25 protein-coding genes are annotated in these 24,406 nt (G+C 43.8%); 12 read left to right on the top strand and 13 right to left on the bottom strand.

Features of this window, described 5'->3' with window-relative positions:
- Positions 1-63: 63 nt before the first annotated feature.
- The gene (locus tag H6F63_RS10935; protein ID WP_190637280.1) at positions 64-273 is read right to left on the bottom strand and encodes a hypothetical protein; all 210 of its coding nucleotides are present in this window, start codon (positions 271-273) and stop codon (positions 64-66) included.
- A 187-nt stretch (positions 274-460) separates the two neighbouring features.
- On the opposite strand from H6F63_RS10935, the gene H6F63_RS10940 reads away from it, so the two are divergent.
- Positions 461-2,068 (top strand): glycosyltransferase family 39 protein, encoded by a 1,608-nt coding sequence (locus H6F63_RS10940; protein WP_190637282.1) that lies wholly within the window; start codon positions 461-463, stop codon positions 2,066-2,068.
- Here the strand turns inward: H6F63_RS10940 and H6F63_RS10945 are convergent.
- Together H6F63_RS10945 and H6F63_RS10950 are read right to left on the bottom strand one after the other, a co-directional pair.
- Positions 2,065-4,314 carry a glycosyltransferase gene (locus tag H6F63_RS10945; RefSeq protein ID WP_190637284.1) on the bottom strand — a complete coding sequence of 750 codons (2,250 nt, stop codon included), beginning with the start codon at positions 4,312-4,314 and terminating at the stop codon, positions 2,065-2,067. The genes H6F63_RS10940 and H6F63_RS10945 overlap by 4 nt on opposite strands.
- Before the next feature lie 101 nt (positions 4,315-4,415).
- Positions 4,416-5,474 (bottom strand): DMT family transporter, encoded by a 1,059-nt coding sequence (locus H6F63_RS10950; protein WP_190637286.1) that lies wholly within the window; start codon positions 5,472-5,474, stop codon positions 4,416-4,418.
- A 302-nt stretch (positions 5,475-5,776) separates the two neighbouring features.
- Here H6F63_RS10950 and H6F63_RS10955 point away from each other — a divergent pair, with 302 nt between their 5' ends.
- The 3 genes from H6F63_RS10955 to H6F63_RS10965 all read left to right on the top strand — a co-directional run bounded on the left by H6F63_RS10955 (position 5,777) and on the right by H6F63_RS10965 (position 8,543).
- Entirely contained in the window at positions 5,777-6,247 is a 471-nt protein-coding gene (locus tag H6F63_RS10955) for a DM13 domain-containing protein (protein ID WP_190637287.1), read from the top strand.
- A gap of 25 nt (positions 6,248-6,272) precedes the next feature.
- Positions 6,273-6,986, top strand: a complete 714-nt coding sequence (locus H6F63_RS10960) for a DUF4079 domain-containing protein (RefSeq protein ID WP_190637288.1) — start codon at positions 6,273-6,275, stop codon at positions 6,984-6,986.
- A 507-nt stretch (positions 6,987-7,493) separates the two neighbouring features.
- Positions 7,494-8,543 carry an LD-carboxypeptidase gene (locus tag H6F63_RS10965; RefSeq protein ID WP_190637290.1) on the top strand — a complete coding sequence of 350 codons (1,050 nt, stop codon included), beginning with the start codon at positions 7,494-7,496 and terminating at the stop codon, positions 8,541-8,543.
- 126 nt (positions 8,544-8,669) lie between these two features.
- Here the strand turns inward: H6F63_RS10965 and H6F63_RS10970 are convergent, their stop codons facing one another.
- From H6F63_RS10970 to H6F63_RS10990, 6 genes are all read right to left on the bottom strand, one after another.
- Complete coding sequence (locus H6F63_RS10970) at positions 8,670-9,335, bottom strand: HAD family hydrolase (protein WP_190637291.1); 666 nt, start codon at positions 9,333-9,335, stop codon at positions 8,670-8,672.
- 713 nt (positions 9,336-10,048) lie between these two features.
- Positions 10,049-11,242 (bottom strand): NAD(P)/FAD-dependent oxidoreductase, encoded by a 1,194-nt coding sequence (locus H6F63_RS10975; protein WP_190637294.1) that lies wholly within the window; start codon positions 11,240-11,242, stop codon positions 10,049-10,051.
- A 178-nt stretch (positions 11,243-11,420) separates the two neighbouring features.
- Positions 11,421-11,570: a hypothetical protein gene (locus tag H6F63_RS29340; RefSeq protein WP_199297945.1), complete on the bottom strand. Its 150-nt coding sequence runs from the start codon at positions 11,568-11,570 to the stop codon at positions 11,421-11,423.
- Between the two features lie 27 nt (positions 11,571-11,597).
- Positions 11,598-11,789 (bottom strand): hypothetical protein, encoded by a 192-nt coding sequence (locus H6F63_RS29345; RefSeq protein ID WP_199297946.1) that lies wholly within the window; start codon positions 11,787-11,789, stop codon positions 11,598-11,600.
- A 121-nt stretch (positions 11,790-11,910) separates the two neighbouring features.
- Positions 11,911-13,647, bottom strand: a complete 1,737-nt coding sequence (locus H6F63_RS10985) for a phospholipase D-like domain-containing protein (protein ID WP_190637295.1) — start codon at positions 13,645-13,647, stop codon at positions 11,911-11,913.
- Between the two features lie 79 nt (positions 13,648-13,726).
- Positions 13,727-13,912, bottom strand: coding sequence for a hypothetical protein (locus H6F63_RS10990; RefSeq protein WP_190637298.1), 186 nt, complete (start codon positions 13,910-13,912; stop codon positions 13,727-13,729).
- A gap of 9 nt (positions 13,913-13,921) precedes the next feature.
- On the opposite strand from H6F63_RS10990, the gene H6F63_RS10995 reads away from it, so the two are divergent.
- From H6F63_RS10995 to H6F63_RS11015, 5 genes are all read left to right on the top strand, one after another.
- Entirely contained in the window at positions 13,922-14,302 is a 381-nt protein-coding gene (locus H6F63_RS10995) for a hypothetical protein (protein ID WP_190419140.1), read from the top strand.
- Positions 14,303-14,379: 77 nt separating this feature from the next.
- Positions 14,380-15,534 (top strand): cysteine desulfurase family protein, encoded by a 1,155-nt coding sequence (locus H6F63_RS11000; RefSeq protein ID WP_190637300.1) that lies wholly within the window; start codon positions 14,380-14,382, stop codon positions 15,532-15,534.
- A 30-nt stretch (positions 15,535-15,564) separates the two neighbouring features.
- Positions 15,565-16,884 (top strand): DNA methylase, encoded by a 1,320-nt coding sequence (locus H6F63_RS11005; RefSeq protein WP_190637302.1) that lies wholly within the window; start codon positions 15,565-15,567, stop codon positions 16,882-16,884.
- Positions 16,881-17,441 (top strand): restriction endonuclease, encoded by a 561-nt coding sequence (locus tag H6F63_RS11010; RefSeq protein WP_190637304.1) that lies wholly within the window; start codon positions 16,881-16,883, stop codon positions 17,439-17,441. The genes H6F63_RS11005 and H6F63_RS11010 overlap by 4 nt, the downstream gene beginning before the upstream one ends.
- A 53-nt stretch (positions 17,442-17,494) precedes the next feature.
- Positions 17,495-18,229 carry a DUF1995 family protein gene (locus tag H6F63_RS11015; RefSeq protein WP_190637306.1) on the top strand — a complete coding sequence of 245 codons (735 nt, stop codon included), beginning with the start codon at positions 17,495-17,497 and terminating at the stop codon, positions 18,227-18,229.
- A 356-nt stretch (positions 18,230-18,585) separates the two neighbouring features.
- Here the strand turns inward: H6F63_RS11015 and H6F63_RS11020 are convergent, their stop codons facing one another.
- Both H6F63_RS11020 and miaE read right to left on the bottom strand, forming a co-directional pair.
- Complete coding sequence (locus tag H6F63_RS11020) at positions 18,586-19,083, bottom strand: GNAT family N-acetyltransferase (protein ID WP_190637308.1); 498 nt, start codon at positions 19,081-19,083, stop codon at positions 18,586-18,588.
- 315 nt (positions 19,084-19,398) lie between these two features.
- A complete protein-coding gene (miaE, locus tag H6F63_RS11025; protein WP_190637310.1) occupies positions 19,399-20,031 on the bottom strand; it encodes a tRNA isopentenyl-2-thiomethyl-A-37 hydroxylase MiaE in 633 nt (210 codons plus the stop codon).
- Between the two features lie 323 nt (positions 20,032-20,354).
- Between miaE and H6F63_RS11030 the strand changes: the two genes are divergently transcribed.
- Complete coding sequence (locus H6F63_RS11030) at positions 20,355-21,107, top strand: metallophosphoesterase family protein (RefSeq protein WP_190637312.1); 753 nt, start codon at positions 20,355-20,357, stop codon at positions 21,105-21,107.
- A gap of 50 nt (positions 21,108-21,157) precedes the next feature.
- Here the strand turns inward: H6F63_RS11030 and H6F63_RS11035 are convergent, their stop codons facing one another.
- Complete coding sequence (locus H6F63_RS11035) at positions 21,158-22,009, bottom strand: M48 family metallopeptidase (protein WP_190637314.1); 852 nt, start codon at positions 22,007-22,009, stop codon at positions 21,158-21,160.
- A 383-nt stretch (positions 22,010-22,392) separates the two neighbouring features.
- Between H6F63_RS11035 and H6F63_RS11040 the strand changes: the two genes are divergently transcribed.
- Positions 22,393-22,596, top strand: coding sequence for a hypothetical protein (locus H6F63_RS11040; protein WP_190637316.1), 204 nt, complete (start codon positions 22,393-22,395; stop codon positions 22,594-22,596).
- 172 nt (positions 22,597-22,768) lie between these two features.
- Positions 22,769-23,296 (top strand): DUF4330 domain-containing protein, encoded by a 528-nt coding sequence (locus H6F63_RS11045; RefSeq protein WP_190419157.1) that lies wholly within the window; start codon positions 22,769-22,771, stop codon positions 23,294-23,296.
- Between the two features lie 51 nt (positions 23,297-23,347).
- Here the strand turns inward: H6F63_RS11045 and H6F63_RS11050 are convergent, their stop codons facing one another.
- On the bottom strand, positions 23,348-24,250 hold the full coding sequence (locus H6F63_RS11050) for an alpha/beta hydrolase (protein WP_190637318.1): 903 nt from the start codon (positions 24,248-24,250) through the stop codon (positions 23,348-23,350).
- Positions 24,251-24,406: the final 156 nt, after the last annotated feature.

Genomic DNA, 24,406 nt, shown 5'->3' on the forward strand with positions numbered 1-24,406 from the left:
TCCTTTTGTTCAGGGGTCATAGCCGCTCCTCCTACGAATGCAGTTCACACTTCTGTTGACGCTCTACCTATTATCCTCTCTTGATAGTAGTTTTACAAAACCGGGATGCTCCCGATAGCTAGAGCGACCACTAACAGGATCGTAAGCACGCCAATAAGTATGTCCGTGACCATCAGAAACCTGCCAAACACGCAATTCTGAAGCGTTAACCAGGAATCTGAGAAAACCTTGCCAAATTCTATTTAGAGTAAATAACGCCGCTGAGGTTTTCATAACTAAAGTACCGAATCAGAGTAACTATCAAAGTACGATTGGCAGTAACTAACGCACTTCATCCGGCTGAGTTACCCGATTGGATGATTTTTGACTAATTCCAAGATTGGGTTAAACTTGGGAAACCGCGATGCTGCTACTTTAAAATATCTATCAATAGATAGATTGACCAAAATAGAAAATATTTATGCGAAATTTGAGCCTACCTAATACATGGTTTGGTTTTTTTCTTATCGTTGTGTTGGTACTCGGCGTTTTTTTTCGCTTTGTTAATCTGGACAAAAAAGTTTATTGGCACGATGAAGCTTATACTTCATTGCGAATTTCTGGCTATACCAGTGCAGAAGTGAATCAGCAACTTTTTAATGGTCAAGTAATTGGCATCGAAGATTTACAAAAGTATCAGCGTCCTAATTCTGAAAAAGACTTAATTGATACTATTAAAGCTTTGGCAATCGATGATGCTCAGCATCCGCCACTTTATTACATATTAGTAAGATTTTGGGTGCAGTTGTTTGGTAATTCGGTAGCAGTCACGAGAAGTTTATCAGTGCTGTTTAGCTTGCTGGTATTCCCTTGTGTCTATTGGCTATGCCTGGAATTATTTGAGTCGCCGCTAGTGGGATGGGTAGCGATCGCTCTAATTGCTGTCTCACCTTTCCATGTTTTATACGCGCAGGAAGCGCGGGAATATAGCCTATGGACGGTGACGGTTTTGTTATCAAGTGCTACATTACTGCGAGCTTTGCGACTAACCACAAAAGATGGAAATAAAACTCACCATATTCGGACATGGGGAATTTACGCCGCCACTTTAGCATTAAGTATCTATACATTCCCATTTTCTGTATTGGTGGGAATCGGACATGGAATTTATGTAATTGTAATTGAAGGCTTCCGCTTTACTAAAAAAGTAGCTGCCTTCGTACTGGCATCCCTGACGGCGGTGCTATTGTTTTCTCCTTGGTTGGTAATTGCGATCGCTACTTGGTCGGAAACAGGAGCAAACTGGACGGCTGTACCCATTCCCTTAATAGCTTGGCTAAAAACGTGGGGAGTTCACATTAATCGTGCTTTTATTTTAACCCAAGGCGACTTTGGCTTTGATACTCTATTAACCTATTTAACCTTACCTATTTTTCTAATTTTAGTTGGATACTCCATTTATTTTATCTGCAAGAATACCAAAAAGGAAGTTTGGTTATTTGTACTAACTTTGATGGGAACCTTAACTTTAGCTTTAGTGCTGCCGGATTTAATTTTAGGAGGACAACGCTCAACTTCTAGTCGCTATATAATCCCTTTTTATTTGGGGATTCAGCTATCAATTGCTTATCTACTTGCCACTGGGATTACATCGACTAGGTTTTTAGAACAGAAATTTTGGCAGATAGCGATGGCTGCACTGATTTCAGCAGGTGTTGTTTTTTGTGCAATTAATTCTCAAGCTGAGACGGCTTGGAATAAAGTAGTTAGCTATCACAATTATCAAGTTTCGGAAATAGTCAATCAAGCAAAGGCTCCTCTTCTAATTACGAATTCTTTTGGGATTAATTTCGGCAATTCCCTGGCTCTTAGCTATCTATTCGAGGAAAAAGTACGCCTTATGGTAGTTCCAGGTAATACACAGCCAGACTTTATGAATATTCCTAAGATTCCTCAAGGTTTTAGCGATGTGTTTTTATTAAATCTTTCGGAGCAATTTCAGGAGAAAATTAAGAAAGAGTCTAATTTAAAAATAGAGCCTCTCTACAATGACAATTTTCTCTGGCTCTCGAAACTCGTAAAACCCTAAACTTTAGAGACAGCGATCGCGCTTATTTCTCGATTTCTATCAAACAACACTCGCGGTCGCAGCAAAATCTTGAAAATTAGCAACAGAGAACTAATTTCACCGGGGGTATCCCGACGCTTCCACTGACCAGGACGACAAAACAACATTTCTACTAATCGCCGATGTTCAGAGAGACTCAACTGCTCAAATGTCACTTGCACTGTAGGAAATTCATCGATAAAACCAGTAGAAATAATTTGTCCTTGTAGATATATTTCTTCCTCCATAATTGCCAGTGTTATGGGCAATGGTTCATTGGAAAAAATCGGTAGCAATTGGGTCATAATTACTTGAGCGCCTGCTTCTGAAATTATCTTGGTAATTCCCCAATAACTCTGCCCTGCCACATTTATCTGCACGACTCGCCGCAAATCAAACCATTCATACAAATCGGGTTTGGGAACATCCAGCAAGATTAACAACGTGATGCCAATCATCAGCAAGTTATAACCACTCCAAACCCAACCCAAGTTAATACCTTTGTATACCTCGGTTGCGCCATAAGTCATCATGCACATTCCCAAATTCCGCCACAAGCTGACAGATGTTACTAGGAATAAGATAATCAAAGGCCATGCTAAACGCCAGTTGAAAGCATAGCGGTCGCGTGATATCCCTTTTGGCGTTACTTTAAAGCCTTTTGAGAAGGGATTTAGCATTACTTGAAATACAGTCAGTGCTAGGGGAAAACACAGCACTAAAGTATAAATATCCGATAACAAAGCTGAGCGCGAACGGTAATTTAGCCAGGAGAAAACAGACAGTTGCACTACATAGTAAGGTACAAAGAAATACAACAATTCAGCAGCTGTAGCTCGGATGGGAATAACGCCTAAAAATGAATATGCTAACGGCATCAACAGAAAATAAACCCGCGCCCAACTGGTGAACCAATGCAGCAATCCTTCTGAATGAGCCAGCCTTTGTAACGGGCTTAGTCCGGGAATTGTTAACGGATTCGACTCAATAAAAAATCCTTGTAAAGTACCCCGCGCCCATCGCAGTCTCTGGGTAGCATGAGCAGCAATATTTTCTGCGGCTAATCCGGCACTCAGTTTTTCATCTAAATAAATTAATCGGTAGCCTTGGGCAGATAAACGAATTCCTGTAAAGTAATCTTCACTGAGAGAATCTGTTACAAAACCACCAGCTTCTTCCAAAGCGCTGCGTCTGACAATAAAAGAAGTACCAGAACAAATTACGCTGCCTGCTGCATCCCGAATTGGCTGAATTTGCCGATAAAAAACTTCTTCTTCTGGTGTTAAAACGTGCTCTAAGCCTAAATTATGGGCAATTGGATCAGAGTTATAAAAGCTTTGAGGGGTCTGTACGAGGGCGACTTTTTCATCTTGAAAGAAGCCTACCGTGCGGGTAAGAAAGTTTTTAGTGGGAATAAAATCAGCATCAAATACAACAATTAGTTCGGCTTTGGTTTGAGGAAAGGCATGATTGAGATTTCCCGCTTTAGCATGATTATTATCTGGTCTTGTTTTATACTCGCATCCCAGTTCTTCAGCCAATTGTTGCATTTCTAGGCGCTTAGTATCATCGAGCAAATAAATCTTTTTGTTGGCATAATCTAAAGCTTGACACCCTATAATTGTGCGGCGTAAAATAAAAACTGATTCATTGTAAGTGGGAATAAAAATATCTACAAATGGTGTAAAAGTGCCGTTAAAGACATTCTTAGAAAGCTGGTCAGCTTCTTTCCTTCGGTCTTTCACATTTAGCATCAAAAATAACTGAATAATGCTACTAGCCAGCATTAACATCTCCATGCCAAATAACCCCAGGCTGAACACACCATTTAGGGGGTCGGCAAGATTCAGAGTAGAAAGCGATCGCCAGACAATATAGCGACCCGTCAGCCCCAGCAAAATTCCCACCACAAAAAACCGCGATTTGGCGTTAGGTAGCGGGGAAATTTTCATCACCGCCAAGACAGTAAGCAGCAAAGCAATCGTGGGAACTAGCAGATATTTGCCAGCAACCATTGGCGCTTCCACCCACATCGGCGGTTTTTCCTGCCATTTTTGTAGTTCGGCAAACAGGTAACTAATCGTCCCTTCACCAGCAAACCACGCCGCAGCGATCGCGCCCGCAAAAGCAACAATCCCCACCATGATCAGCGTTGCAACCCGAAGCCGAAACACGCGCTTCAGAATACGACGCTTTGACATTTGCTTATTAATCTGTGAAGTCGTCATTTCTCTTACTTCCCTAAAGCCATCACTCAGCAATCAAATTTAAAATCCGTCAAAACTGATGCTAATGCTGTTCCTGAATTAACTACGTAGTAACGGTTAGGCTAGATTCCTTTAAACCCTATTCTTATATCCATTTCTTTAGAGTTGCTGCTAGTATGTGCAGTTTCCTCTTGTCGGCGCAAGATGCGCCGCACCCCAATTTGACTCAGAAAGATACCCCCTAAAATGACGCTTCCTCCAATACATTGAGCCAAAGTAGGTACTTCGCCCAAAACTAAATAAGCCGCCACAATACCGACAATTGGAGTAAAAGAGCTAGCTAACGAAGCTTCAGATACCGTAGTAGTTTTTAAACCAGTAAACCAGGATGATTGACCCACCGCAACTATAACCGCTCCATAAACTAACATCCACTGCCACAAGAAAGGTGAGAATACATCCATAAAATGATTACTTCCATAGAAATACAAAGCAGCAAAGAAAAATACTATCGATCCCAAAGCTGTACGAAATACGGTATAAATTCCCAGTGGTATCTGGCCAACTCGAAATTTACTAATAATTGTAGAAATAGCTAAAGCCACGGCTCCGGCTGCCGCAAAAATCTCACCAGTTCCTACACTAACGAAACCTCCCATATTTATCATGTTTTCCCGTGAATGCTGAAGCAACATAATCAAGATGACTCCAGCTAAGGAAACAACCGCACCCGCAATTTGCCAAAAATTAACTCGTTCCTTGAGAAACCAAATGGATAAAGCTAAAACCAGAGGTGGCTCGATTCGTCCGACTAAAATGACATTAGTAACCATCGTCCGAGAAAGAGCTTCAAAAGTTAAACCTGGAGCCAGTGTTCCAGACAAAATCGCCACTGCTATCAGACTAAGCCAATCTTTCCAGGAGAGCTGTCTTAAGGAGGGAATATTCCACTGTCGGCGATAGGCTAAAATCAGAACCAGTAAAGCGCAAATATTTCCGACGAATAGAATATTGCAAAAAGAAACTGGGTTTCTGCCATCAATAAAGTTTTGAGAACCAATTTCCGTCAGCCGCCGGGTAATGGAGTTAGAAGCTCCAAAGATAATTATGGCTATCCAAAGATAGATGTATCCGGGAATACGCTTTAGTAAGTTTGATGTCTTGGCGGCTAACCTTTGCATAATTTTATATGAAAAATTGATAAATGCAACCTTCAAAAAAGCCAAAACTGATAATTAGTAAATTAAAATGGTTAGTCCAGTGTCCTTAATATCTTATAAACCTATTGTACGTATAAAACATAAAAATGAGAACTTCATAAAAAAATCATAAAATTTGACGGCAATTTAAAACAACAAGATTTTAATATTAAAACAAGTCTGGAAAGGTATCAGCCTTTTCTAATCAAGTTCTCAGCCAAAATTCATTTTATAGCTGCCACAGACCTTTAGAGTGTTAGTAGGATGATTTTGAGAATGCTTCCATGAAATTAAACTATCTAGCAGTACTTTGTGCAGTAACACTTTTGACCGTTGCTTGTGCCAAAGAAGTCAACTCCAATCAGCCTAATGTTCAGGCTGAGCAATCAGCAAACCCCGTGGCGACATCCCTAGCACAGACACCTACACAGTCTGGAACCTTTCAGGCAGCAGAACATCCCACTAAGGGAATGGTGCGCTTGGTGACAGAAAACGGGAAACGTTATGTGGAGTTGGATGAAGCTTTCAAAACTGACAATGGCCCAGATTTATTTGTGATCCTGCATCGTTCAGAGAAGCCACCAACTTATGGCATTAAAGAGAAAGATTATGTGAGTATCAGTCGTTTGCAGAAAGTAAGCGGTACGCAACGCTATGCTATTCCTGCTGGTGTAAATGTGGCAGACTTTGGCTCAGTTGCAATTTGGTGTCGCCAATTTAATGCCACGTTTGGTTTTGCTCCGTTAGGTAGCTAGTGAATTAACCCATACTAAGGTTGTTATGGAAATTGCAGATTGGACAGCTTTAATTCATCCCGCGATCGCAGTTACATTCGTCTTCCCGCTGATTGGCATTGTCGTTCACCTCGCTTGGCAAACTCGTCAACGCCGTTTGCAAAATAAAGAAGGAAAAAGCAAAATTTCTCCAGTTGTTGGTAAAGAACACGTTCAAATCGGGAAATGGCTTTCGGCTGCGGTCGTTGGAGTTGCCTTGATAGGACTTGCTTATCCAATTTTTGGGCATATTTTGAAGGATAATATTGGAAGCAAAAACCCTTTTCAAGTTGTTTTCATCGTACTAATGTTTACAGCTACTATTGCCTCGTTAGTATTTTTATACAAAGCCAGAGGGCCACTTTGGCGAGGAGTTTTTGCTACTTTAACAGGTGCAGGTTTAGTTATTTTGGGGTTCCAAGAAGGCGTTTTCCGGCGAGATAATGAGTGGTACTGGTCGCACTATTACATCGGCATTGCAGCTGCAATGTTGATGATTTTCTCGTTAGCAATTATTGAGGATATCTATAAAGACAAATCAAATCGCTGGCGCAATGTTCACATCATTTTGAACTGCATCGCACTTTTATTATTTCTAGGACAAGGTATGACCGGGACGCGAGACTTGCTAGAAATTCCTTTAAGCTGGCAAAAACCTACCATCTATCAGTGCGATTTTTCTAATAAAACTTGTCCTCCTCCTGCACCGCCGAAAAGTTAATATTTAAACGCAATTCTCTTGTTTCCATCATATAATTTCACTTTATATTGGCAATAAATGGATCTGTTGCGGATATAAAGTGAAATTATATAAAATAAACAAATGAAGGAATTAATTACCTTTAAAGGGTGTTTTAGTAAGATTTACGCATTTTTGGGTAGGAGAGTCTGCGCCTGCTACAGAGAAAGCGATCGCAACTAAAACTCCTAGTCCCAGCAGCAAGAGAACTTGGTATAAATAGCGATCGCTACCAAGGCAAAAAATACGTCTATCAGCTTAAATATAAAGTCTCGTAAGGCGCTATTGCTTTTAAAATTTATGTTTGCAGGTATGATTTTGGGTGATCGCTATTAATTTTTCATCCAAAATGCTATTACATTCCTGCCCGGTAACGAAAATGGTAGTGGTATAGAAGTAGTGATAAATCCACTTTCACCCCTTACCGTACAAGGCTTTGAGCATTGAATATCACTACCTGTTTACCACTACCACGAAAATTATACCCGCATGAGCAGCCGCCGTCAGTTTATCGAAACAGTTGCCAAAAGCGCGATCGCTACCCTCATAGCTTCTCCCTTAAAATCAGGAAAAGCCGCAACTCCCCCAATTTTAAAACCCGCCCGTTTAAAACCCGGTTCTATTGTGGGAATTGTCAGTCCCGCTAGTGCAACATTTCTCCGGGAAGAACTCGATATCGTCATAGATGTAGTGCGGGGACTGGGAATGGTTCCCAAACTTGCTCCCCATATCCTCGACAGATATGGTTATTTAGGAGGCAAAGATAAAGACCGCGCCGCAGACATCAATCAGTTTTTTGCTGACCCGAAAGTAACAGCTATTCTCCCGATGCGTGGCGGCTGGGGTTGCAGTCGGATACTACCATATTTAGATTACGAACTCATCCGCAAAAATCCCAAAATTATTGTCGGTTTCAGCGATATTACAGCGTTAATTTTGGGAATTAATGCTAAAACTAACTTAGTTACATTTCACGGCCCCAACGGTTTGACATCTTGGCGAACAAAACAAACTGATTCTTTCCGCCGCGTTTTAGAATCTGCCGAAAGCGTGACTTTTCAAAACCTAAAAGATGACGGCGATGAAAATCGATTGATGCAGCTAAAATATCGCCAACAAACTATAACACCCGGTCGAGCGCAAGGCAAGCTCATTGGCGGCAACCTTTCAGTTTTTTCTGGAATTGTAGGTTCTCCTTATATGCCCGATTTAAACGGTGCTATCTTATTTTTAGAAGAAATTAATGAAAATATTTACCGTATCGACCGCTTGATGACTCACCTAAAAATTGCCGGAGTATTTAGTAAATTAGCTGGTTTTATTTTCGGGCAATGTAAAGGATGTTCCCCTGATGCTGATTATGGTTCTCTCACCCTTGAAGAAGTAGTTTGGGATCATATTCAACCATTAGGAATTCCCTCTTGGTACGGCGCGATGATTGGTCACATTGAACCGATAGTTACGCTTCCTATTGGTTTAGATGTGGAGATTGATGCCACTGCTGGGACTATTAGGATGTTAGAACCAGCGGTGGTTTAAATGGCTATCGTGAAAACCTTAAATTGTGTTGGCTAACTCTTTAAATTTACTTATTTTAAATGTATTTTTCTTCAAAAATATGACATCATTGAAATCTGCGGTTTGTTCACATTATGCGCCAGGTATTTACTCTGTCCGTTTCAACAAAATACCCTTCAGTCCCGCAGCTTTTGCTCCCTGATAATCTTCCTGATGACTGTCGCCAATGTGCCATACGTCCTCAGCTTTTGCCTGATGTTTTTGCAACGCGACGGCGAAAATCTTTGGATCGGGTTTAGCAGCACCAACCTCAGAGCAAATAGTTACGGAAGTGAAATATTGTATCAAATTTAAAGATTGCAAAACCGAATAAATCCGAGAATCGAAATTTGACACCACACCCAGTTCAATTCCCATGTTGCGCCACTTTTCCAAGGATGTAGGGACATCTGAATAAACAAACCAAGGTTCAGGGGTGGAAAAGTGGTTGTAGAGTTCGTCAAAAAAACTGGCGAAATTGGAAAACTTTTCGAGAACACCTGCTTTGTGAAAAGTGGAAAGCGCGATCGCACGCCACCAATCAGACTCGCAATCGGGAATTTTTTGGGGTTCTGTACCTGGAAACACTGGCGGCGGCGAAGCTTTAAAACTCTCATAGAATGCTTTTTGCAAGTCTTCTGGCGACGCTTCCACACCAAACCGACGCGCGATCGTGCCATACACCTCGCCTATACTACCCCGCACCCCAAACATAGTGCCAACAGCATCGACAAAAATCACTTTGGGACGCTTCCGGCTATTTTCGTGTTCCATCTCTAGATTGCAAACCCTACAACACCACCCAGTATATTCATTATCATCTCATCGAGCGTATCCCAAGAGGAAGCTCTAAACTGCCTATTCAGAATGAAGCCATAGCGCGATCGCAAGATATTAAGGCAAACTCATTGAGGTTTCCGAGTAAACAAACGCACCCGATGATAAAAATTAGATTTTGCCACCAGTTAAAGCTTCTCCAGGTATTTTGATAACTTGGCAAATAGTCAATCAAAATGCTCTAGGCGATTCAGCCAAAACCAAGAGTAAAGGATGACATTTTTATCAATCATCTATTTTATCCGAGTTTCAAATATCGAATAATTATAATTGTACTTAAATAAACTTTTTGTTCTTTATTGCTTCTAATTTAATTAATATAAAAATAAACAATAACCCAAAGCCTATAATAACTAAAAACAGCTTAGGAAATACCGCTAAATACAACCCTATAAAAAATGCGGGCTATAAAAGCAATAACTAATTTTCTTAGAAAATTTAAGCATTTTTTGCTGATTAATAAGCAAGGCAAAATGTGGTGGTTAATACCCACCTGATAACTATAACAATTCAAGGCTTGCTAGGATACATTTGTAGGGACATGGCAATGCCATGTCCCTACAAAACGTCGCAATTTTCTATATTTTCTTGGATTGTATGAAACCACCTTGCTTGTGAACATCCAACCGGGGCTTGGTAGTTGGTGAAAGCTACTTAGACAAAAAATCAACCAAAGGTTGAGTAATCCAATTCAAACCGACTTTCAGCTGATGATTTAGTGATGGCATCCGATACAGATAGGCAAGACGGCGGAGAATGTAAGCCGGAGTACCATCCAGTTTGATTCCCAAACCTGTCAGCGTGGCGTTATCGGTTCCCAACGTCATCATCTCCCCTAATTGCTGATAGCGGAAGGGAAGCAAAGGACGACCGCTCAGCGATGCCCAAATATTCCAGGCGGCAAAATCAGACTGCTGGAACGCAGACTGAGCTGTTGCGGGGATAGCTTGTCCCGTGACATCGTGACAATCGGCAAGGTCGCCGAGAGCAAAGATATCTGGATGGTCAACCAGTTGCAGAGTCGGCGTAGTAGTCAATTGACCGCGTTGATTTTGTTTGACAGGGAGGCTTCGCACCGCATCCGCCATGCCCACTCCCACCGTCCACAGCACCAAATCCACCGGAATCGGGTCTACCTGTCCTTTATACACCAGCGAGATTGTCGTCGGTGACATCGACTCAACCGACGTATCCAAATCAATCCAAACACCTCGGTCTTCCAAAGCTTTCCGCGCTGCATCCCGGTTAAAGTCGGTTGAAGTTCGCAGAATCATATCGCTTAGTTCAATCAAGCGTATCCTACCGCGATCGCCAAGACGGTCAGCCAACTTACAAGCCAACTCTACCCCGCAGTAACCAGCACCCGCGATCGCTATGCGAATCTTATCAGCTTCCGACTCTTCCAAAATTCTCAGGCGTTCTTCCAGACGATAGGCATCAGCCATAGTGCGGAAACCAAAAGCATACTCAGCAGCTCCCGGTACCATGTCTAGGAGAGTTTCCCCACCCAACGCCAAGACCAAGCGATCGTAGGCAAAATCTTGACCATCGTGCAAATGTACTAGATGTTCCTCGATATCAATTCCAGCCACGACACCCTGACAGAAGCGTATACCCGTGTTAGCCAGAATTTCTTGAAACGGCGGGGCAATTTCCCAGGTTTGCAGTTCCCCGGTAAGCAGTTCATACAGTAGGGGCGTGAACAAAAAGCGGTCATCCCGATCGACTAAGACAATTTCGGGACGTTCCGACCTTTCCCACGGCAGTTCGCTCAAGCGCAGAGCGGTATAAAGACCACCAAAGCCGCCACCGAGTATACAAATACGTGCAGGTTGCTGGGTCATAGTTGGATGCGCGGACACTTCTAGCTGGGCAACTACTTTCAGTCTACTGATTCTGCCGTTCTATAGCCATCAGCCAGCGATCTAAATATTTCCCCTCTGGAGTTCATCTAATTGTGTCAGCCGTCTCACATTCGACGAATGGCGATTTCGTCTTTTTGAAGGAGAGTAAATGCGCCGCTCATTCTTGACTCCCCTGTTCCGGTCGAAACTCTGCGATCGCTTCTATCTTACCCACAATATTACTGTTGAACTGGGGCAAATCCTTAGCAGGTATCCAATACTCCTGATGTTGAGAACTCCCTACAGTCTGCACCTCGTACCGCGCCATAAATTCCGTTTTCACCTGAATGGTGACTTAGCCAACATAGCCAGAAGCTGCGTCTTTGGTGTTCCAATCTCTAGCAATTTGCACAGCATACGCCTCCGTTAGTACCGGATAAAAGATTGGTTGATAGGGAAGTCGAGGCGGAAACGCAGTGTAGCCGCTTTCTGCGATCAAATACCATCTCTTTTTGTCCAACCGGACGAAATAGCACTGTAGTCTCATTCATGTGTCAATCTCAGGATTAATTCCCATTACACGTAATTGTTCAGCTAAACGTTCAGCTCGTTGTTGTTTAGCTGCCTCTTCTTCAGGGCTTGGAACTAACATCCCCTTAAATCCTTACTTACCAAGTGACGCGATCGCGTAATTTTTCCAACAAACTTGGGCCAACTCCTGGCACTCGATCCAAATCTTGTAACGATGTAAAAGGTTTCTGCTGACGCGCCTCAATAATCCGCCCAGCTAGCTTTGGCCCAACACCCGGCAAAGCCTCTATTTCTTCTTTACTTGCCCTATTGAGGTTGACTTTTTGAGAAATTTGATTTTTGCTTTTTTCAGATATTTTAGAAGCTGGAATCATTCCAGTCTTTCCCTCACCTCCAACTCCTCTCCCGTTTTGGGAGAGGGGAGAAGGAGTTACAATGGGTTGCGCTCCTGAAGCATTTTTTACCGGACGACATTGTTTTTCCTGAGCATTTATTTTTTGTAAAATCCTATCAGGAACACCCAACAGTGCATTAGCATAAAGACGCTCAAACTCGCGATTGTAATGAGCCGCAACCGTCTGGCTTTGAATTACCAAAACCGTCTCATCATTGCCAGTATTTGCAGCATCTGACCAATTGTGAGAACCTGTAATTACAGCTTTTCCATCCACAACCCCGAATTTATGATGCAATAAATCTCCCTTCGGTAGCAGTGGTACGCCAACAGTTTTAATTGGCTCTTGCCAAGGGCGATTCTCGGCTTCGTACTTGCAAGAATTACTCAAAGCAACCCCCATCATATCTAAAGCTTCGCTGTAGGGACGATAGATAAAATCTGGGTCAATTAAAGCGCGGATCTGCACGCCTTTTTGATGGTCGGCTTGCAAAATATTAACCAGACGCTGATCTGAAAAAACAAACAAAGCCAGATCAACAGATTGAGCAGATGTATTTAAGGTTTTGCCAATTAAGCCATTACTACTTTGAGTCCAAGGTTGTGTAGTGGAGGTTGGAGAAAACTGGACGGTGACAGTAGTATCTAAAAGGTTGACTTGTTGCGCTGGTCGAAATGTCTTTTTGACACCAAACTTACTATCAGGTTTGCCTCCTGGCCCATCTCCCCACATTAAGTTAAACTCTTGGGTAAAAATGGATGCCACTTCAGGACTATCAATTTTTAGTAAGTTATTAGCATTTCCCAAACTGCTAGGTGCGGAAAAATCTCCATGAATGTCGCTAGAAGTGAAATTTGCTGAAGTAACAATTACATTTGTGCCATCAACAACGACAAATTTGTGGTGCATCAGGTTGCTGCCTTTGGAACCGTCAGCAGTATCATCAATGATGGGAATACCAGCGTTGCGTAAAATTACCAAGGCATCTCCTTGATTAATTTCCGCACTCGTGAGTTGATTATCGGCGTTTCGGTCTACTAGCTGGCGAAACTCGTTATAACGTTGGCGTTCTCTTGGCGGTAGTTTCGCCACCTCAGCAGCGGTAAAACTACTCAAAGGGCGACTGTAGATATTTTCCAAAATCACCCGCACTTTCACGCCCGCCTGCTTGCGTTCCACCAACGCAGAGGCAATTTTAGGTAAGCGCAACTCCTGTACCGCTACATCGACTGTGGATTTAGCAGAAGCGATCGCATCCACAATATGATGCTCTAAGTCATCTCCCGGTCGTTTTTGCAGTCGGTAAGGCTCAATGTATTCTGATGTAGCCGCGTGGTTGAAGTATACCTGAACAAACGGATCTTGAGGCAGGGGCTTAAGGATGGGATTTTGCGACTGCACCCGCCCACACGCGGCGAGAGTCAGCGAGAGGAGGAATACACACCCCAAACGGATTTTAGTCAGGGAAAAGAGATTCACGGTGAGATGTTGGCTAACAGGCCGCAGTTTTATTACGTCGTGAAAACATAATTTTCGCTCATCCACCCACACAATAAACTCACCTATTAAAAGGTTTCATAACTTTTTGACCCAAAAAACGAAAACCGTTCTCAGAAACTCGCCCTTCTTGCATTAACATAAACTGCAAGCGGATAAAATTCATATTTTGTCCAACCGCCTTCACGGCGGAGAGTTTCCACAGGGTAGCAGCATTGTGGGGGTGGGGTGCCAAAAGCCACGCCACTATTTTTTTATGACAACAAGAAAAAAGACTTTTCCGTGCGGTCACAAGGGCTATGGGCAAATCTGTCATCGGTGCGCCTCTGAACGCGCCACTTGGGTTCAAAAAAAACAGGAAAAACAGCAGTGGGAGGAAACCTTCGCCAACGACCCCATTGATTTGAGACACCTTCCAGCTCATTTGGTGGTAAAGGCGCGTACCATCATTGCTAGATTGGAAAATACCCGGAACTATACAGAATTTAAGGGAAAGCGGCTACGCCACAACCGCACAATCATCAGTATTCCCTTAAGCCGCGACTACCGGATGATTTGCCGCGACTGCGGTAGCAGACTGGTACCGGAAGAAGTTATGTCCCACGAAGAATATAACGTCTGCAAACCGGGCGGATAGAGTCTGGTTAACTGTTCGTTGTTCAGGCTTTTGGCGCTATATGCTGAAAGTGTAGGAAGCCTGTCGCTTGAGCAACCATGCAAGTTTACCTGGATTATAGTGCCACCACGCCCACTCGCCCGGAGGCGATCGCTACCATGCAGCAAGTTCTTACCCAACATTGGGGGAATCCTTCTAGCTTGCATGAGTGGGGACAACGGGCAGCAACCGAACTAGAACAAGCAAGAATGCAGGTTGCGGGATTAATTAACGCACCTTCCTCAGAGTCGATTATCTTCACTTCTGGCGGCACTGAGGCAGACAATTTGGCAATTATGGGGGTTGCCCGCAGCTATAGATCGCCTCAGCATATGATTATCTCCAGCATTGAGCATTCAGCTGTGGCAGAACCAGCGCGGTTACTGGAATTATGGGGTTGGGAGGTGACGCGCTTGCCAGTGGATACTAAAGGCAGAGTGAATCCCAGAGATTTAGAATTAGCGCTACAACCCAATACAGTCTTGGTTTCAGTAATTTACGGTCAAAGCGAAGTTGGTACGCTACAACCGATTGCAGAACTTTCACAAATTGCCCGTTCCCAAGGCGTTCTGTTCCACACCGATGCTGTGCAGGTGGCTGGACGGTTGCCCATAGATGTGCAGCAGCTACCCGTGGATATGCTATCTCTCTCCAGCCATAAAATTTATGGCCCTCAAGGTGTTGGGGCGCTTTATGTGCGTCCTGGTGTGGAGTTAGTACCTTTGTTGTGGGGTGGCGGACAAGAATTAAAGTTGCGTTCCGGGACGCAGGCTGTACCAATTATTGCTGGTTTTGGTGTGGCAGCAGAACTGGCAGCGCAAGAATTGGCAACGGAAACATCAAGATTGGTAAAATTACGCGATCGCCTCTTCTCCCTCTTATCTGACAGCCCCCACCTCATACCCACTGGCGACAGACTGCATCGCCTACCCCATCACGTCAGCTTCACCGTCACTGGGGGAATCACCGGAAAGACCCTCGTGCGCCAGATGAACCTCGCTGGAATTGCCATCAGTGCTGGCGCAGCCTGTAACAGCGGTAAACTCAGCCCTAGCCCCGTGCTGCTGGCAATGGGCTACAGCGATGCAGCTGCTTTAGGAGGAATTCGGCTCACTCTGGGACGCGATACCACCGAAGCTGAGGTAGACTGGGCGGCGATGGTGCTAAAGCAAGTTTTGGAAAGATTGATGCCCTTAGCCTTAGCTAAGTGTTAAATGAAACATATCATAAATTGAAAATTACCTATGGCATTCACAATAGAACAACCTTCAAATTCCTACCTACACATTGAAGGAGATATTCCGCTTGACATAACTGAAGGAACATTTATTTCTGTTACGAGAAAGCCTCCTCTAAAAATTAACTCCCTTGGTTTTCAACCAGCAAAAACCATTCCAGAAATTCCCCGCTGGTTTTTGCAGAAGTATGCCACCATGCCTGTAACTGTACTAGAGCCATTCGCGGGTTCTGGCACTACGATAATTGAAGCTTTAAAACATGGCTCGTCCGTTTATTGGCTAGACTATAATCCTCTCAGCCGCTTAATTTGCCGCGTCAAAACAACTAATTTTTCACCTACAAAAGTTTTAGAGGAAACATCAAAAATAATTTCCGATGCTAAAGGTACTTTTAAAGTACCTGAAACTGTAAAATTTGCTAATAAAGATTTCTGGTTTCAAAAGCCAGTGCAAGAGGGTCTTGAAATCCTAAAAGAGCATATTCTGAAAGCTGAAACAAGGATTCAGCCCTTGCTTTGGCTGGCATTTGCGTCCACCGTCCGAAAAACATCAGATATGAACGATGGGATGCTGCTGGCGGCTCGACGTTCTCACATTGAGGAGATACCACAACGCGATCGCTCTGATGTTTTTAGATACTTTCAACACTATGTTGAGAAAGCCATTGATGCAGTTGTTGAATGGAATGCTGTTTATCAAAAAGTGCTGGATAATTCTCAAGAGTTAGATTTACAGGATGCCAAGAATATAACAGGCAGTTTTAAATGTGATGCAATTATAACCTCGCCTCCTTACATCAACGCCATAGATTATGTGTGGGCAGCAAAATTTGAGCTTCATTGGTTAGGAATGGTTAAAAGTGACGAAGATAGATTGAATTTATACTCTAGAGAGATTGGTACAGAAAGAATACCAAGAGAAGAATGTAAGGAACTTGGCGAAACTGGGAATCAGCGTCTTGACAGTTTAATAGAAGATATCTACACAGGTAGAAAGTATAAAGCAACGCGAGGACAGAATGAACTGAGGGCGCGAGTAGTTTACAAATACTTTATCGATATGAGAAAACACTTTGAAAGCTGTTTTTCCCATCTACATTCGCGGGGATATTACTGCTTTTCAATAGGTGATGTTAGCCGGATTTGTGGAGTGGATATTCCAGTAGCTTCGATTTTAACAGAGTTAGCCTGTGAAGTGGGTTTTAGAGAGGAATTTCATTTTCATCTGCTATTAAAAAATCGCAGGCTGAATCTTCCTAGAAATGTAGACTGGGCTGGAACCATCAAACACGACACAACGGTAATTTTGGCAAAACCAACCTTATGAACACTAATGAAATTCAGAATTCGTTAGAGAGGATAATACAACAGTACAGCCTGTCTTTTGCAGCAAAATTGTTCATTGAAGAATCTTTAGAAGAAGACGATTTGATGCTAGTGTTTGGCTTAACTCAAGCAATTAAAGCTGAAAATAAACAGTATTGGGGTAGAGAGTTGGGCAAGTGTTGGGAACGTATCGTAATTCAGCTGTGCAGACAAACTTGTGATAATTTTGGTACGGCAATTCGAGAAGGACAAGATGAGCTTTGCGATCTTGTGGTTGGACTGGATGCGATTGATACAAAATATAGGATTGGTTCTGGAGATTCAGGAACGTTGAAGAAGTTCAGACAATACGCAACTAGATTGCGTCAAATGGGGTATAACCCAGTATTCCTGATACTCAGAAATGATAGTTTGCCACAAGCTATCAATGCTTGCAGGATGGGCGGTTGGACACTAAGAGTAGGTAGTGAGACTTACGACTACCTGCGTCAGGCTACGGGCTTCGACTTAGAATCGTGGTTGAAAGCAAGAAGCGATCGCTATAATATCAGACCCTAAACCGACGCTACTTAACCTAACCTTAAGAAGTTAAAACGCAATTCCGATTGACTATGGCAGAACTTCCCAAAACTCTAGAAGAAGCGATCGCCCAATCCCGCGAAGCTACCAAAGCCGCGATCGCAAATGGTTACACCAGGCTAAAAGTTGAGTTAGTCTTCCCAGAACTCAAAATTATGCCTGTAGCTTGGCAATTTATCCCAGTTTTTGAAGACATAGGTTCTGGGCTAAAAGTTTTCTTCCCTGACGCTGGTGCAGCTGCTCTGGCTCGTCGCGACTGGCCAGAGGTGCCTTTTAAAATACAAGATATTGGCACCAGCAAAAGCTCCCTAGAAGATAAAATTCAGCCAGAAGACAAGATTATATTGTTGGTTGAGCCTTCCTCGGTAGAAGTCCTGCAAGTCGAGAAGCTGTGCGAATACGCCGGAGATCGTCCCGTTGTCATGCTCAACCCCCGCTTAGAAGATCCCTCTATCGTGGGGATTGGCTATGCAGCACGACAATTGCGCGATCGCTTCCTCGTCTCCCTGGAGTCTTGCTACTACCTGCGATCCCTAGAAGGTGCTGCCCTACTTCGCTGCTATCCTGAATCTTGGCAAGTCTGGCTGGAAACTAGCGACGATTACAAGCTGATTGCTGAAGTCTCCGAAAGACCAGTCGGGGAAGAACTCGATCAAATTATCGCTCAGGCTACAGGCACCAGCACTAGCACCAGCGACACCCCAGCACCCAAAAAATCTGGATTGTTTACCAATTTACAACGATTCATCCGCGCCCTGAGTCGTTAAAAAGAATTAAAAATGGGGCATTCTTCATTTTTAATTTGAGCGCGTCCTGCTGGTTTCGCCTGATAAAGTGCAGCTTCAGTCTTAAGCCCGACGACTAAAGTCGCGTCTAAACAAACAAAGCCTGCCAACGCAAGCTAGTAATATCAAGCTTTTGCATTGGCAAGCTTTGTTGTTCCAGCATAGAGGCTTCTAGGCTGTGGGTTATATTTGCAAAAATCGGATACTCCCGCAGCGTTGCTAGGGACGATTCTATTAGCAAATAAATTTATAAAAAATATATAAATAGCCGACATAATTAAACATAACTTGTGACAAATATATCCATTACTCATTATCATCTGAAAACTAAGTTACCTTTATTTCCCTGGAATTAAATCTAATAATTTGACATAGACGCGATCGCATCTAGTTGTCTCCACGCCCTCGGCTTCTTTGTAACCGCTATTTTCATAAAGTTTAACTGCCTGTTGGAGAACGCTGGCAGTTTCCACCCAAATTTCTTGAAAACCAAGGGATGCGATCGCTTTCTCCAGCTGATGCAACAAATACTTCCCTAACCCTTGCCCTCGCACCTCTGGCAACAAATACATTTTGCGTATTTCTACCGCTTTTTCTCCCCGATGTACCGGATAATAAGCAGCAGTCCCCACCACACGCCCAAGTCTTTCCACTACCCAAAATTCACCCCCAGCATCGAGATAAAATTTTTCTACCTCCAGCACATCCCTGTCTGCTCCCTCTGGCTCCCAAGGCAAGCCATACTCAGTTAATACTGAATGGATAACATTAGATGCGGCTGCGCGATCGCTTTCTTCCCAACTCCGAATAAAAAAATTACCATATTGTATTTTCATGCCCGTTTTCAACTATTGGAACTACAAAAAATCATCAAAAAAGTCAGGTTTTTGCAATGCCCCATTCTCTGATAGTTTATTCTTAATAATAAAAATATAAGCTAATATTATTTATCTTAAATATACTTATACGAAATAAGTTGTGAAGCATTATAGCGTTTCTCAGATGGGTGGAATATATCACGGTTCTGACGTTCCCATTACCAAGGTTGGGACATGGCAATTCCATGTCCCAACAGATGTATCGCACCCAACCCTTGAATTGCTATAGTAACCGCTCTTTGTCTGCAAAGAGGGGCTGTTATTGTCAGGTTCTTAACTATGAATTCTCGGTTCTGGGTGCAGCGTTTCCAGCAACTCACTTTCGGCAATAGCTAATTCTTCCAGCCGCTCTTTAACAACATCACGCTCAAAGTAAGTATTAGCCAGCACCCAATAAACGCCATAATGACGCGCCTCAGATGCCATCAAACTGCGATAAAACTTGCCTAGATCAGGATCTGGAGAGTGATTAGCAAGTAATCCCAGCCGTTCGTGAGAGCGAGCCTCAATTAAACCAGAAACAAGCAAAGAATCCAACAATCGCTGAGGTTCCTGGGGACGAATTTGCGCCTTCATCCCAGCACCATAGGGAGGAGCCGAGAGGTGTCCCAGAGGGATGTGGCGGCGTTCTAGCCACTGATTGACTTGCTCAAAGTGTTCCAGTTCTTCACGCGCGATCGCTGTCAACATCCGCACCAGATGAGTATTAGAAGGGTAGCGAAACATCAAATTCAAAGCTACGCCAGCAGCTTTTCGTTCGCAGTGGGAATGGTCTAACAGGATCGTGTCTAAGTTAGCGATCGCCATCTTTACCCAAGCCTGACTGGTTGGTTGCTTCAAAGCGACTATCGTTGGCGGCGTTACTGAAGAGGCGCTAAGCTCAGAATTTTTGGAAATTTCTAACATTCAAGCAAAAGCCAGAGGATTTTAGTCTGAATTTTGTCCCCAGTGGGCAGCTCAGACATATTTGTTCATCCGCAAGGGATATGCCAAACCCTTAAATATGCTACTAAGGCTAGGCAAGATATGATTGAACTGTAGTCTACCATACTTACAATCTGGGAAGTACCGCCATTTAAAGGAATTGAAGATTATACATTATAAATTAAAGTGTGTCTTTTTTGATTTTAAATTTTTAGGCAGGCATTCCCTACTTCAGGCTGTGCATCACCTTAATAATAGTCGGCACTATCCAGTGTTGTGAGAAATCGGAAGTTAGGAAAAGCAAAATGACCCACCGTCGCATTGTGATAGGTGATGTGCATGGCCACTACGACGGCCTAATGAGATTATTAGAAGCGATCGCGCCTTCTGATGAAGATTCAGTTTATTTTTTGGGGGACTTAATAGATCGGGGGACTCAGAGCGCTCAGGTTGTGAAATTTGTCAAGCAAAGTTCCTACCACTGCCTCCTGGGAAACCACGAGCAAATGTTAATAGACGTATTGGGCGATGGAGAAGTATATGGCCCAGCCCTGCAAGGATGGCTTTATAGTGGCGGACACGCCACCGTCAACAGTTATGGCGAAGCTGGCATTCCCCAAGGAGATATAGACTGGATGCGAAGCTTGCCAACACACCTAGACTTAGGCGATATCTGGTTAGTTCACGCAGGCATTCATCCGCAAATTCCCCTCGAAAAGCAAAGCGCTGAAGAATTTTGTTGGATTCGGGAAGAATTCCACAGTATAGCCAAACCATACTTCCCTGATAAACTGATCATCACAGGTCACACCATCACCTTCACCTTGCCTGGGGTGACACCAGGGAAATTAGCCCAAGGAAATGGCTGGCTAGACATTGATACTGGTGCCTACCACCAAAAAAGCGGCTGGTTGACAGGCTTGGACATCACCAACAACCTTGTATATCAAGTCAACGTTTTGCGCGGTCGCGTTCGCAAACTCTCGCTATCAGAAGCCGTAACGCGAATCGATCCATCACAGGTGGGTAGAATGCGTCGCCATATGCTAAGACCATAAGGCAAAAAGGCAATCCTTTGAAAGGATTGCCTTTTTAAAGAGTTTGTCTTTTAGGGGAGGGCGCGGATGTTCCTCTTATAAGCCAACTCATCCAACCCCTCGCCCACATTGGCAGTCGCCGGGTCGATGGCACGTTCCAAGGCGTTAATTCTGTCCTGTGTCCCCGGATGGGTACTCAAGAAATTAGGCACCGAGCCGCCTCGGAGTAGCTTTTCCATAAAACCTACCATCCCTGCGGGGGCATAGCCTGCATTTGTTAAGGTTTCCAGACCCTTTTGATCCGCCTCAAATTCATCTTTGCGACTGTTCGGACGGCGCAGAGCTAGATCCACACCAATTTGCACCGCCAAATTGCGGTCTAAGCCAGCAGCAGCCGCGACACCGCGAGCGATCGCAGTTTGGCGCATTTGCTCCAACGCATGACGGGAAGCAATATGGCCGATTTCGTGAGCTAAGACACCTGCCAGCTGAGCTTCATTATCTGCCGCCTTTAGCAAGCCAGTATGGATGTAGACAAAGCCCCCCATCGTAGCAAAAGCATTAACGCTTTTATCGTTAACTACCTGAAAAGTATAAGGAATATCCGGGCGATCGCTACTACTAGCCAGCCGCTGACCAATCTCATTAACATAGCGGGTTATTTGCGGATTACGATACAAGCGAATTTCTCTAGTCACCAGTTGTTCATTAATTGACCGACCAATCTGAACTTCCTGGCTATCAGAAACATTCGACATCTGAATCACCTGAACGCCGCGCAAAATCAGGTCTAACCAGGGTATCGCTTGCCCTGGTTGCGGCAAACCTACCCAAATAAACAGCGCCATCACCGCTGACAGCAACGGGTATAACCAGCGGCGATTTGCCTGACGATAAAAAAACGATAACGGATTCAACTTCATAGCCAATACGCGCAAGAATACTTCAAACAGCTGCAATCAAAGACTCTGGAATCCAAGACGCAAAGCAGCAAGTCTTGGTTGCCTTTCTAGGATTCCCCTGGCACATAGTTTTCTAACTTTTGTTCAAAACAAGAGATTTTTTGCCTAAATAGTCAAGATAAGAGCGATAAGTCCTAAAAATAAAGATAATCATTGAATTTATCCTTTATCCTGCCGTTAACTCAACATAATCAAAATGCGATCGCTTAAGCCTTGCCAAATTCCTACGCAATATCACGTAGACAAGCATTTTTCCGAAAAGCAAATTAAGCGATTATGCCGATGAAGTAACCAGGCAGCCTCACAGAAAATTCAGATAGTATCTATATCCTCACGTTTAACATATGCAAGCTCAAGAGCATTTAACATCGGTAAGTATTGGTCAATTAGTTGAGCATTTATTAATCACTCGCACAATCACTCGCGCTGACCAACGGCGGCTGATGTCCACACTGTTATCGAAAACAGCCTTAAACGCCGAAGAGCAAGCTCAAGTAAATCGAGTCCTTGACAAGCTAAAAAATGGATGGTTGCGCGTAGTAGAGTAAATAATCCTCTTTTTTTCAGCAGATTTACTTATCCAGTCAGCCACACCACTTCCTGACGACACTCATGTTACTCTGACAAAAGACTACCGGATCGTGACTCATCTAGCTTGCGATCTATAGAGTTAGATGTTATTTTCCACCAGTCTTTTAGCTAGAGCCAGGACATTTCTGCATGAAGATTTTGGATTCTCAAGGTCGCTTATTCGGCAAGGTAAGCATTTTAGATGTTGCTGCTGCCTTAGTGATTCTCTCAGTTATTGTCGGGATCTTCTTCTTCCCCGGCACCTCCGGTTCGGTTGCTCAAGTCGGCGTTACCACAAAACCAGTAGAAGTAGATGCCATTGTTCGGGGTTTGAACGTCCTAGACCCGCAAGGATTAATGGAACAGTTTGAGAAAGACAAAAAAGTAAATATTATCATCCGCAATCAACCCGCCGGACAGATGGAGATTAAATCCGTCAAACTCCTGCCACGAACAGTGGTTGTGCCGCAACCAGATGGTTCTGTCAAAGCCTTAGCCGATCCCAGACAAGATTCTTTCAGCACCGATATGCTAATGAATTTTGCTACAAAAGGGCAAACTACTAAAGATGGTCTAGTCATAGGCGGCACTAAAGTCAAAATTGGTATGCCCCTAGAACTCGACGGTTCAGATTACAACTTTAACGTCACTGTGATTGATATCCGGTTGGAAGGCTAAAAGAAGGGAATCATGGCTAATTGGTCAAGAATGCAATTAGCCATGATTCCATTAGCCATTAAGCAATTTCAAAAATCGCCGGATTAAGCCAATTGTCACCGCAGGCATTTCTAACTGGGGTGTCAGCCCCACATCATCCAGAGGTTGAAAAACCTTGATGGCTTGCGGATTCAAAGCTGCAAGCCGCCTGCCAATATCAGGGCCTGTAAACTGAGATTTTTCGCCCCACATGATGGCAGTAGGCACGTTTAGCTGCCCAATGTACAGTGAAAGATCGAAGCACAAATCCCCCCGCACAAAAGAAAGCGCTGCATATTCAGCATTTGGTTCCAGGGCAGATTCCAGATAGGCGTTGACAATTTCTTCGTAAACGCGATCGCTCTGAGCAAATTGCCGTTGTTCTAAGAAACTGCGGATACCGCCGCTAGTAGCAACGCCAGCGCTGTAAATTAATTTATCTAGGATCGGTGTGCTGACCAGTTGGGCAAAAAAGCTGCGCGTGTAATTTTCGCCAAAGTCAGACAAACCAGCGGCTGTTGTCAAAATCAGCGACTTAAATAAATCGGGACGAGCGATCGCAGCTCTAATTGTAAAGGCAGCGGAGAGCGAAGACGCAATTACAGGCGTTGCGCTATTACAAGTCAGCTCCAGAAACTCGATAATCGTGTTGATGTAGTCATCTATTTGGTAATTCCGGGCTGGATGATCGGATCTACCCCAACCAATTAAGTCTGGTGCTAAAATTCGATACTCAGTCGCAAAAGCTGGGTAGACTTTCGACCACTCATAAGCGGACGACCCCCCACCAAAGCCATGCAGGAAAACCAATGTGGGCAACTCTTTCAAACTGGTGGCAGCTGTTGACCGCCACGGTTCCCCCTCGTTAGTGTAGTACACCATTCTTCCCAACGAGGTGACAACTGAGTGCTGTTCAAATCCTGGTGGCTGAATCATGGGACAAACCTCCTATCTACTGCCATCATCGCCGATTTAGGTCTACCAAAACCTCTGGCTCTGGAATGGTGATTAGTCATGAAGAACTTCCCCGATCCACACAGCCGATAGAAATGCCAAGAAACTTTAAAACCAAACCTCGTCTGTTTAAAGATT

Source organism: Trichocoleus sp. FACHB-40 (genome assembly GCF_014695915.1).
Lineage (GTDB): Bacteria > Cyanobacteriota > Cyanobacteriia > Cyanobacteriales > FACHB-T130 > Funiculus > Funiculus sociatus.

Excerpts from the sequence above, each read along its gene's own strand:
- H6F63_RS10935 (WP_190637280.1), bottom strand. The coding sequence starts at position 273 with ATGAAAACCTCAGCGGCGTTATTTACTCTAAATAGAATTTGGCAAGGT.
- H6F63_RS10970 (WP_190637291.1), bottom strand. The coding sequence starts at position 9,335 with ATGGAACACGAAAATAGCCGGAAGCGTCCCAAAGTGATTTTTGTCGAT.
- H6F63_RS11045 (WP_190419157.1), top strand. The coding sequence starts at position 22,769 with ATGAAGATTTTGGATTCTCAAGGTCGCTTATTCGGCAAGGTAAGCATT.
- H6F63_RS29340 (WP_199297945.1), bottom strand. The coding sequence starts at position 11,570 with ATGGCGCGGTACGAGGTGCAGACTGTAGGGAGTTCTCAACATCAGGAG.
- H6F63_RS10945 (WP_190637284.1), bottom strand. The coding sequence starts at position 4,314 with ATGACGACTTCACAGATTAATAAGCAAATGTCAAAGCGTCGTATTCTG.
- H6F63_RS10965 (WP_190637290.1), top strand. The coding sequence starts at position 7,494 with ATGAGCAGCCGCCGTCAGTTTATCGAAACAGTTGCCAAAAGCGCGATC.
- H6F63_RS11035 (WP_190637314.1), bottom strand. The coding sequence starts at position 22,009 with ATGAAGTTGAATCCGTTATCGTTTTTTTATCGTCAGGCAAATCGCCGC.
- H6F63_RS11030 (WP_190637312.1), top strand. The coding sequence starts at position 20,355 with ATGACCCACCGTCGCATTGTGATAGGTGATGTGCATGGCCACTACGAC.
- H6F63_RS10950 (WP_190637286.1), bottom strand. The coding sequence starts at position 5,474 with ATGCAAAGGTTAGCCGCCAAGACATCAAACTTACTAAAGCGTATTCCC.
- H6F63_RS11015 (WP_190637306.1), top strand. The coding sequence starts at position 17,495 with ATGGCAGAACTTCCCAAAACTCTAGAAGAAGCGATCGCCCAATCCCGC.
- H6F63_RS11010 (WP_190637304.1), top strand. The coding sequence starts at position 16,881 with ATGAACACTAATGAAATTCAGAATTCGTTAGAGAGGATAATACAACAG.
- H6F63_RS10960 (WP_190637288.1), top strand. The coding sequence starts at position 6,273 with ATGGAAATTGCAGATTGGACAGCTTTAATTCATCCCGCGATCGCAGTT.
- H6F63_RS11040 (WP_190637316.1), top strand. The coding sequence starts at position 22,393 with ATGCAAGCTCAAGAGCATTTAACATCGGTAAGTATTGGTCAATTAGTT.
- H6F63_RS10955 (WP_190637287.1), top strand. The coding sequence starts at position 5,777 with ATGAAATTAAACTATCTAGCAGTACTTTGTGCAGTAACACTTTTGACC.
- H6F63_RS29345 (WP_199297946.1), bottom strand. The coding sequence starts at position 11,789 with ATGAGACTACAGTGCTATTTCGTCCGGTTGGACAAAAAGAGATGGTAT.
- H6F63_RS10940 (WP_190637282.1), top strand. The coding sequence starts at position 461 with ATGCGAAATTTGAGCCTACCTAATACATGGTTTGGTTTTTTTCTTATC.
- H6F63_RS11000 (WP_190637300.1), top strand. The coding sequence starts at position 14,380 with ATGCAAGTTTACCTGGATTATAGTGCCACCACGCCCACTCGCCCGGAG.
- H6F63_RS11050 (WP_190637318.1), bottom strand. The coding sequence starts at position 24,250 with ATGATTCAGCCACCAGGATTTGAACAGCACTCAGTTGTCACCTCGTTG.
- H6F63_RS11020 (WP_190637308.1), bottom strand. The coding sequence starts at position 19,083 with ATGAAAATACAATATGGTAATTTTTTTATTCGGAGTTGGGAAGAAAGC.
- miaE (WP_190637310.1), bottom strand. The coding sequence starts at position 20,031 with ATGTTAGAAATTTCCAAAAATTCTGAGCTTAGCGCCTCTTCAGTAACG.
- H6F63_RS11005 (WP_190637302.1), top strand. The coding sequence starts at position 15,565 with ATGGCATTCACAATAGAACAACCTTCAAATTCCTACCTACACATTGAA.
- H6F63_RS10975 (WP_190637294.1), bottom strand. The coding sequence starts at position 11,242 with ATGACCCAGCAACCTGCACGTATTTGTATACTCGGTGGCGGCTTTGGT.
- H6F63_RS10995 (WP_190419140.1), top strand. The coding sequence starts at position 13,922 with ATGACAACAAGAAAAAAGACTTTTCCGTGCGGTCACAAGGGCTATGGG.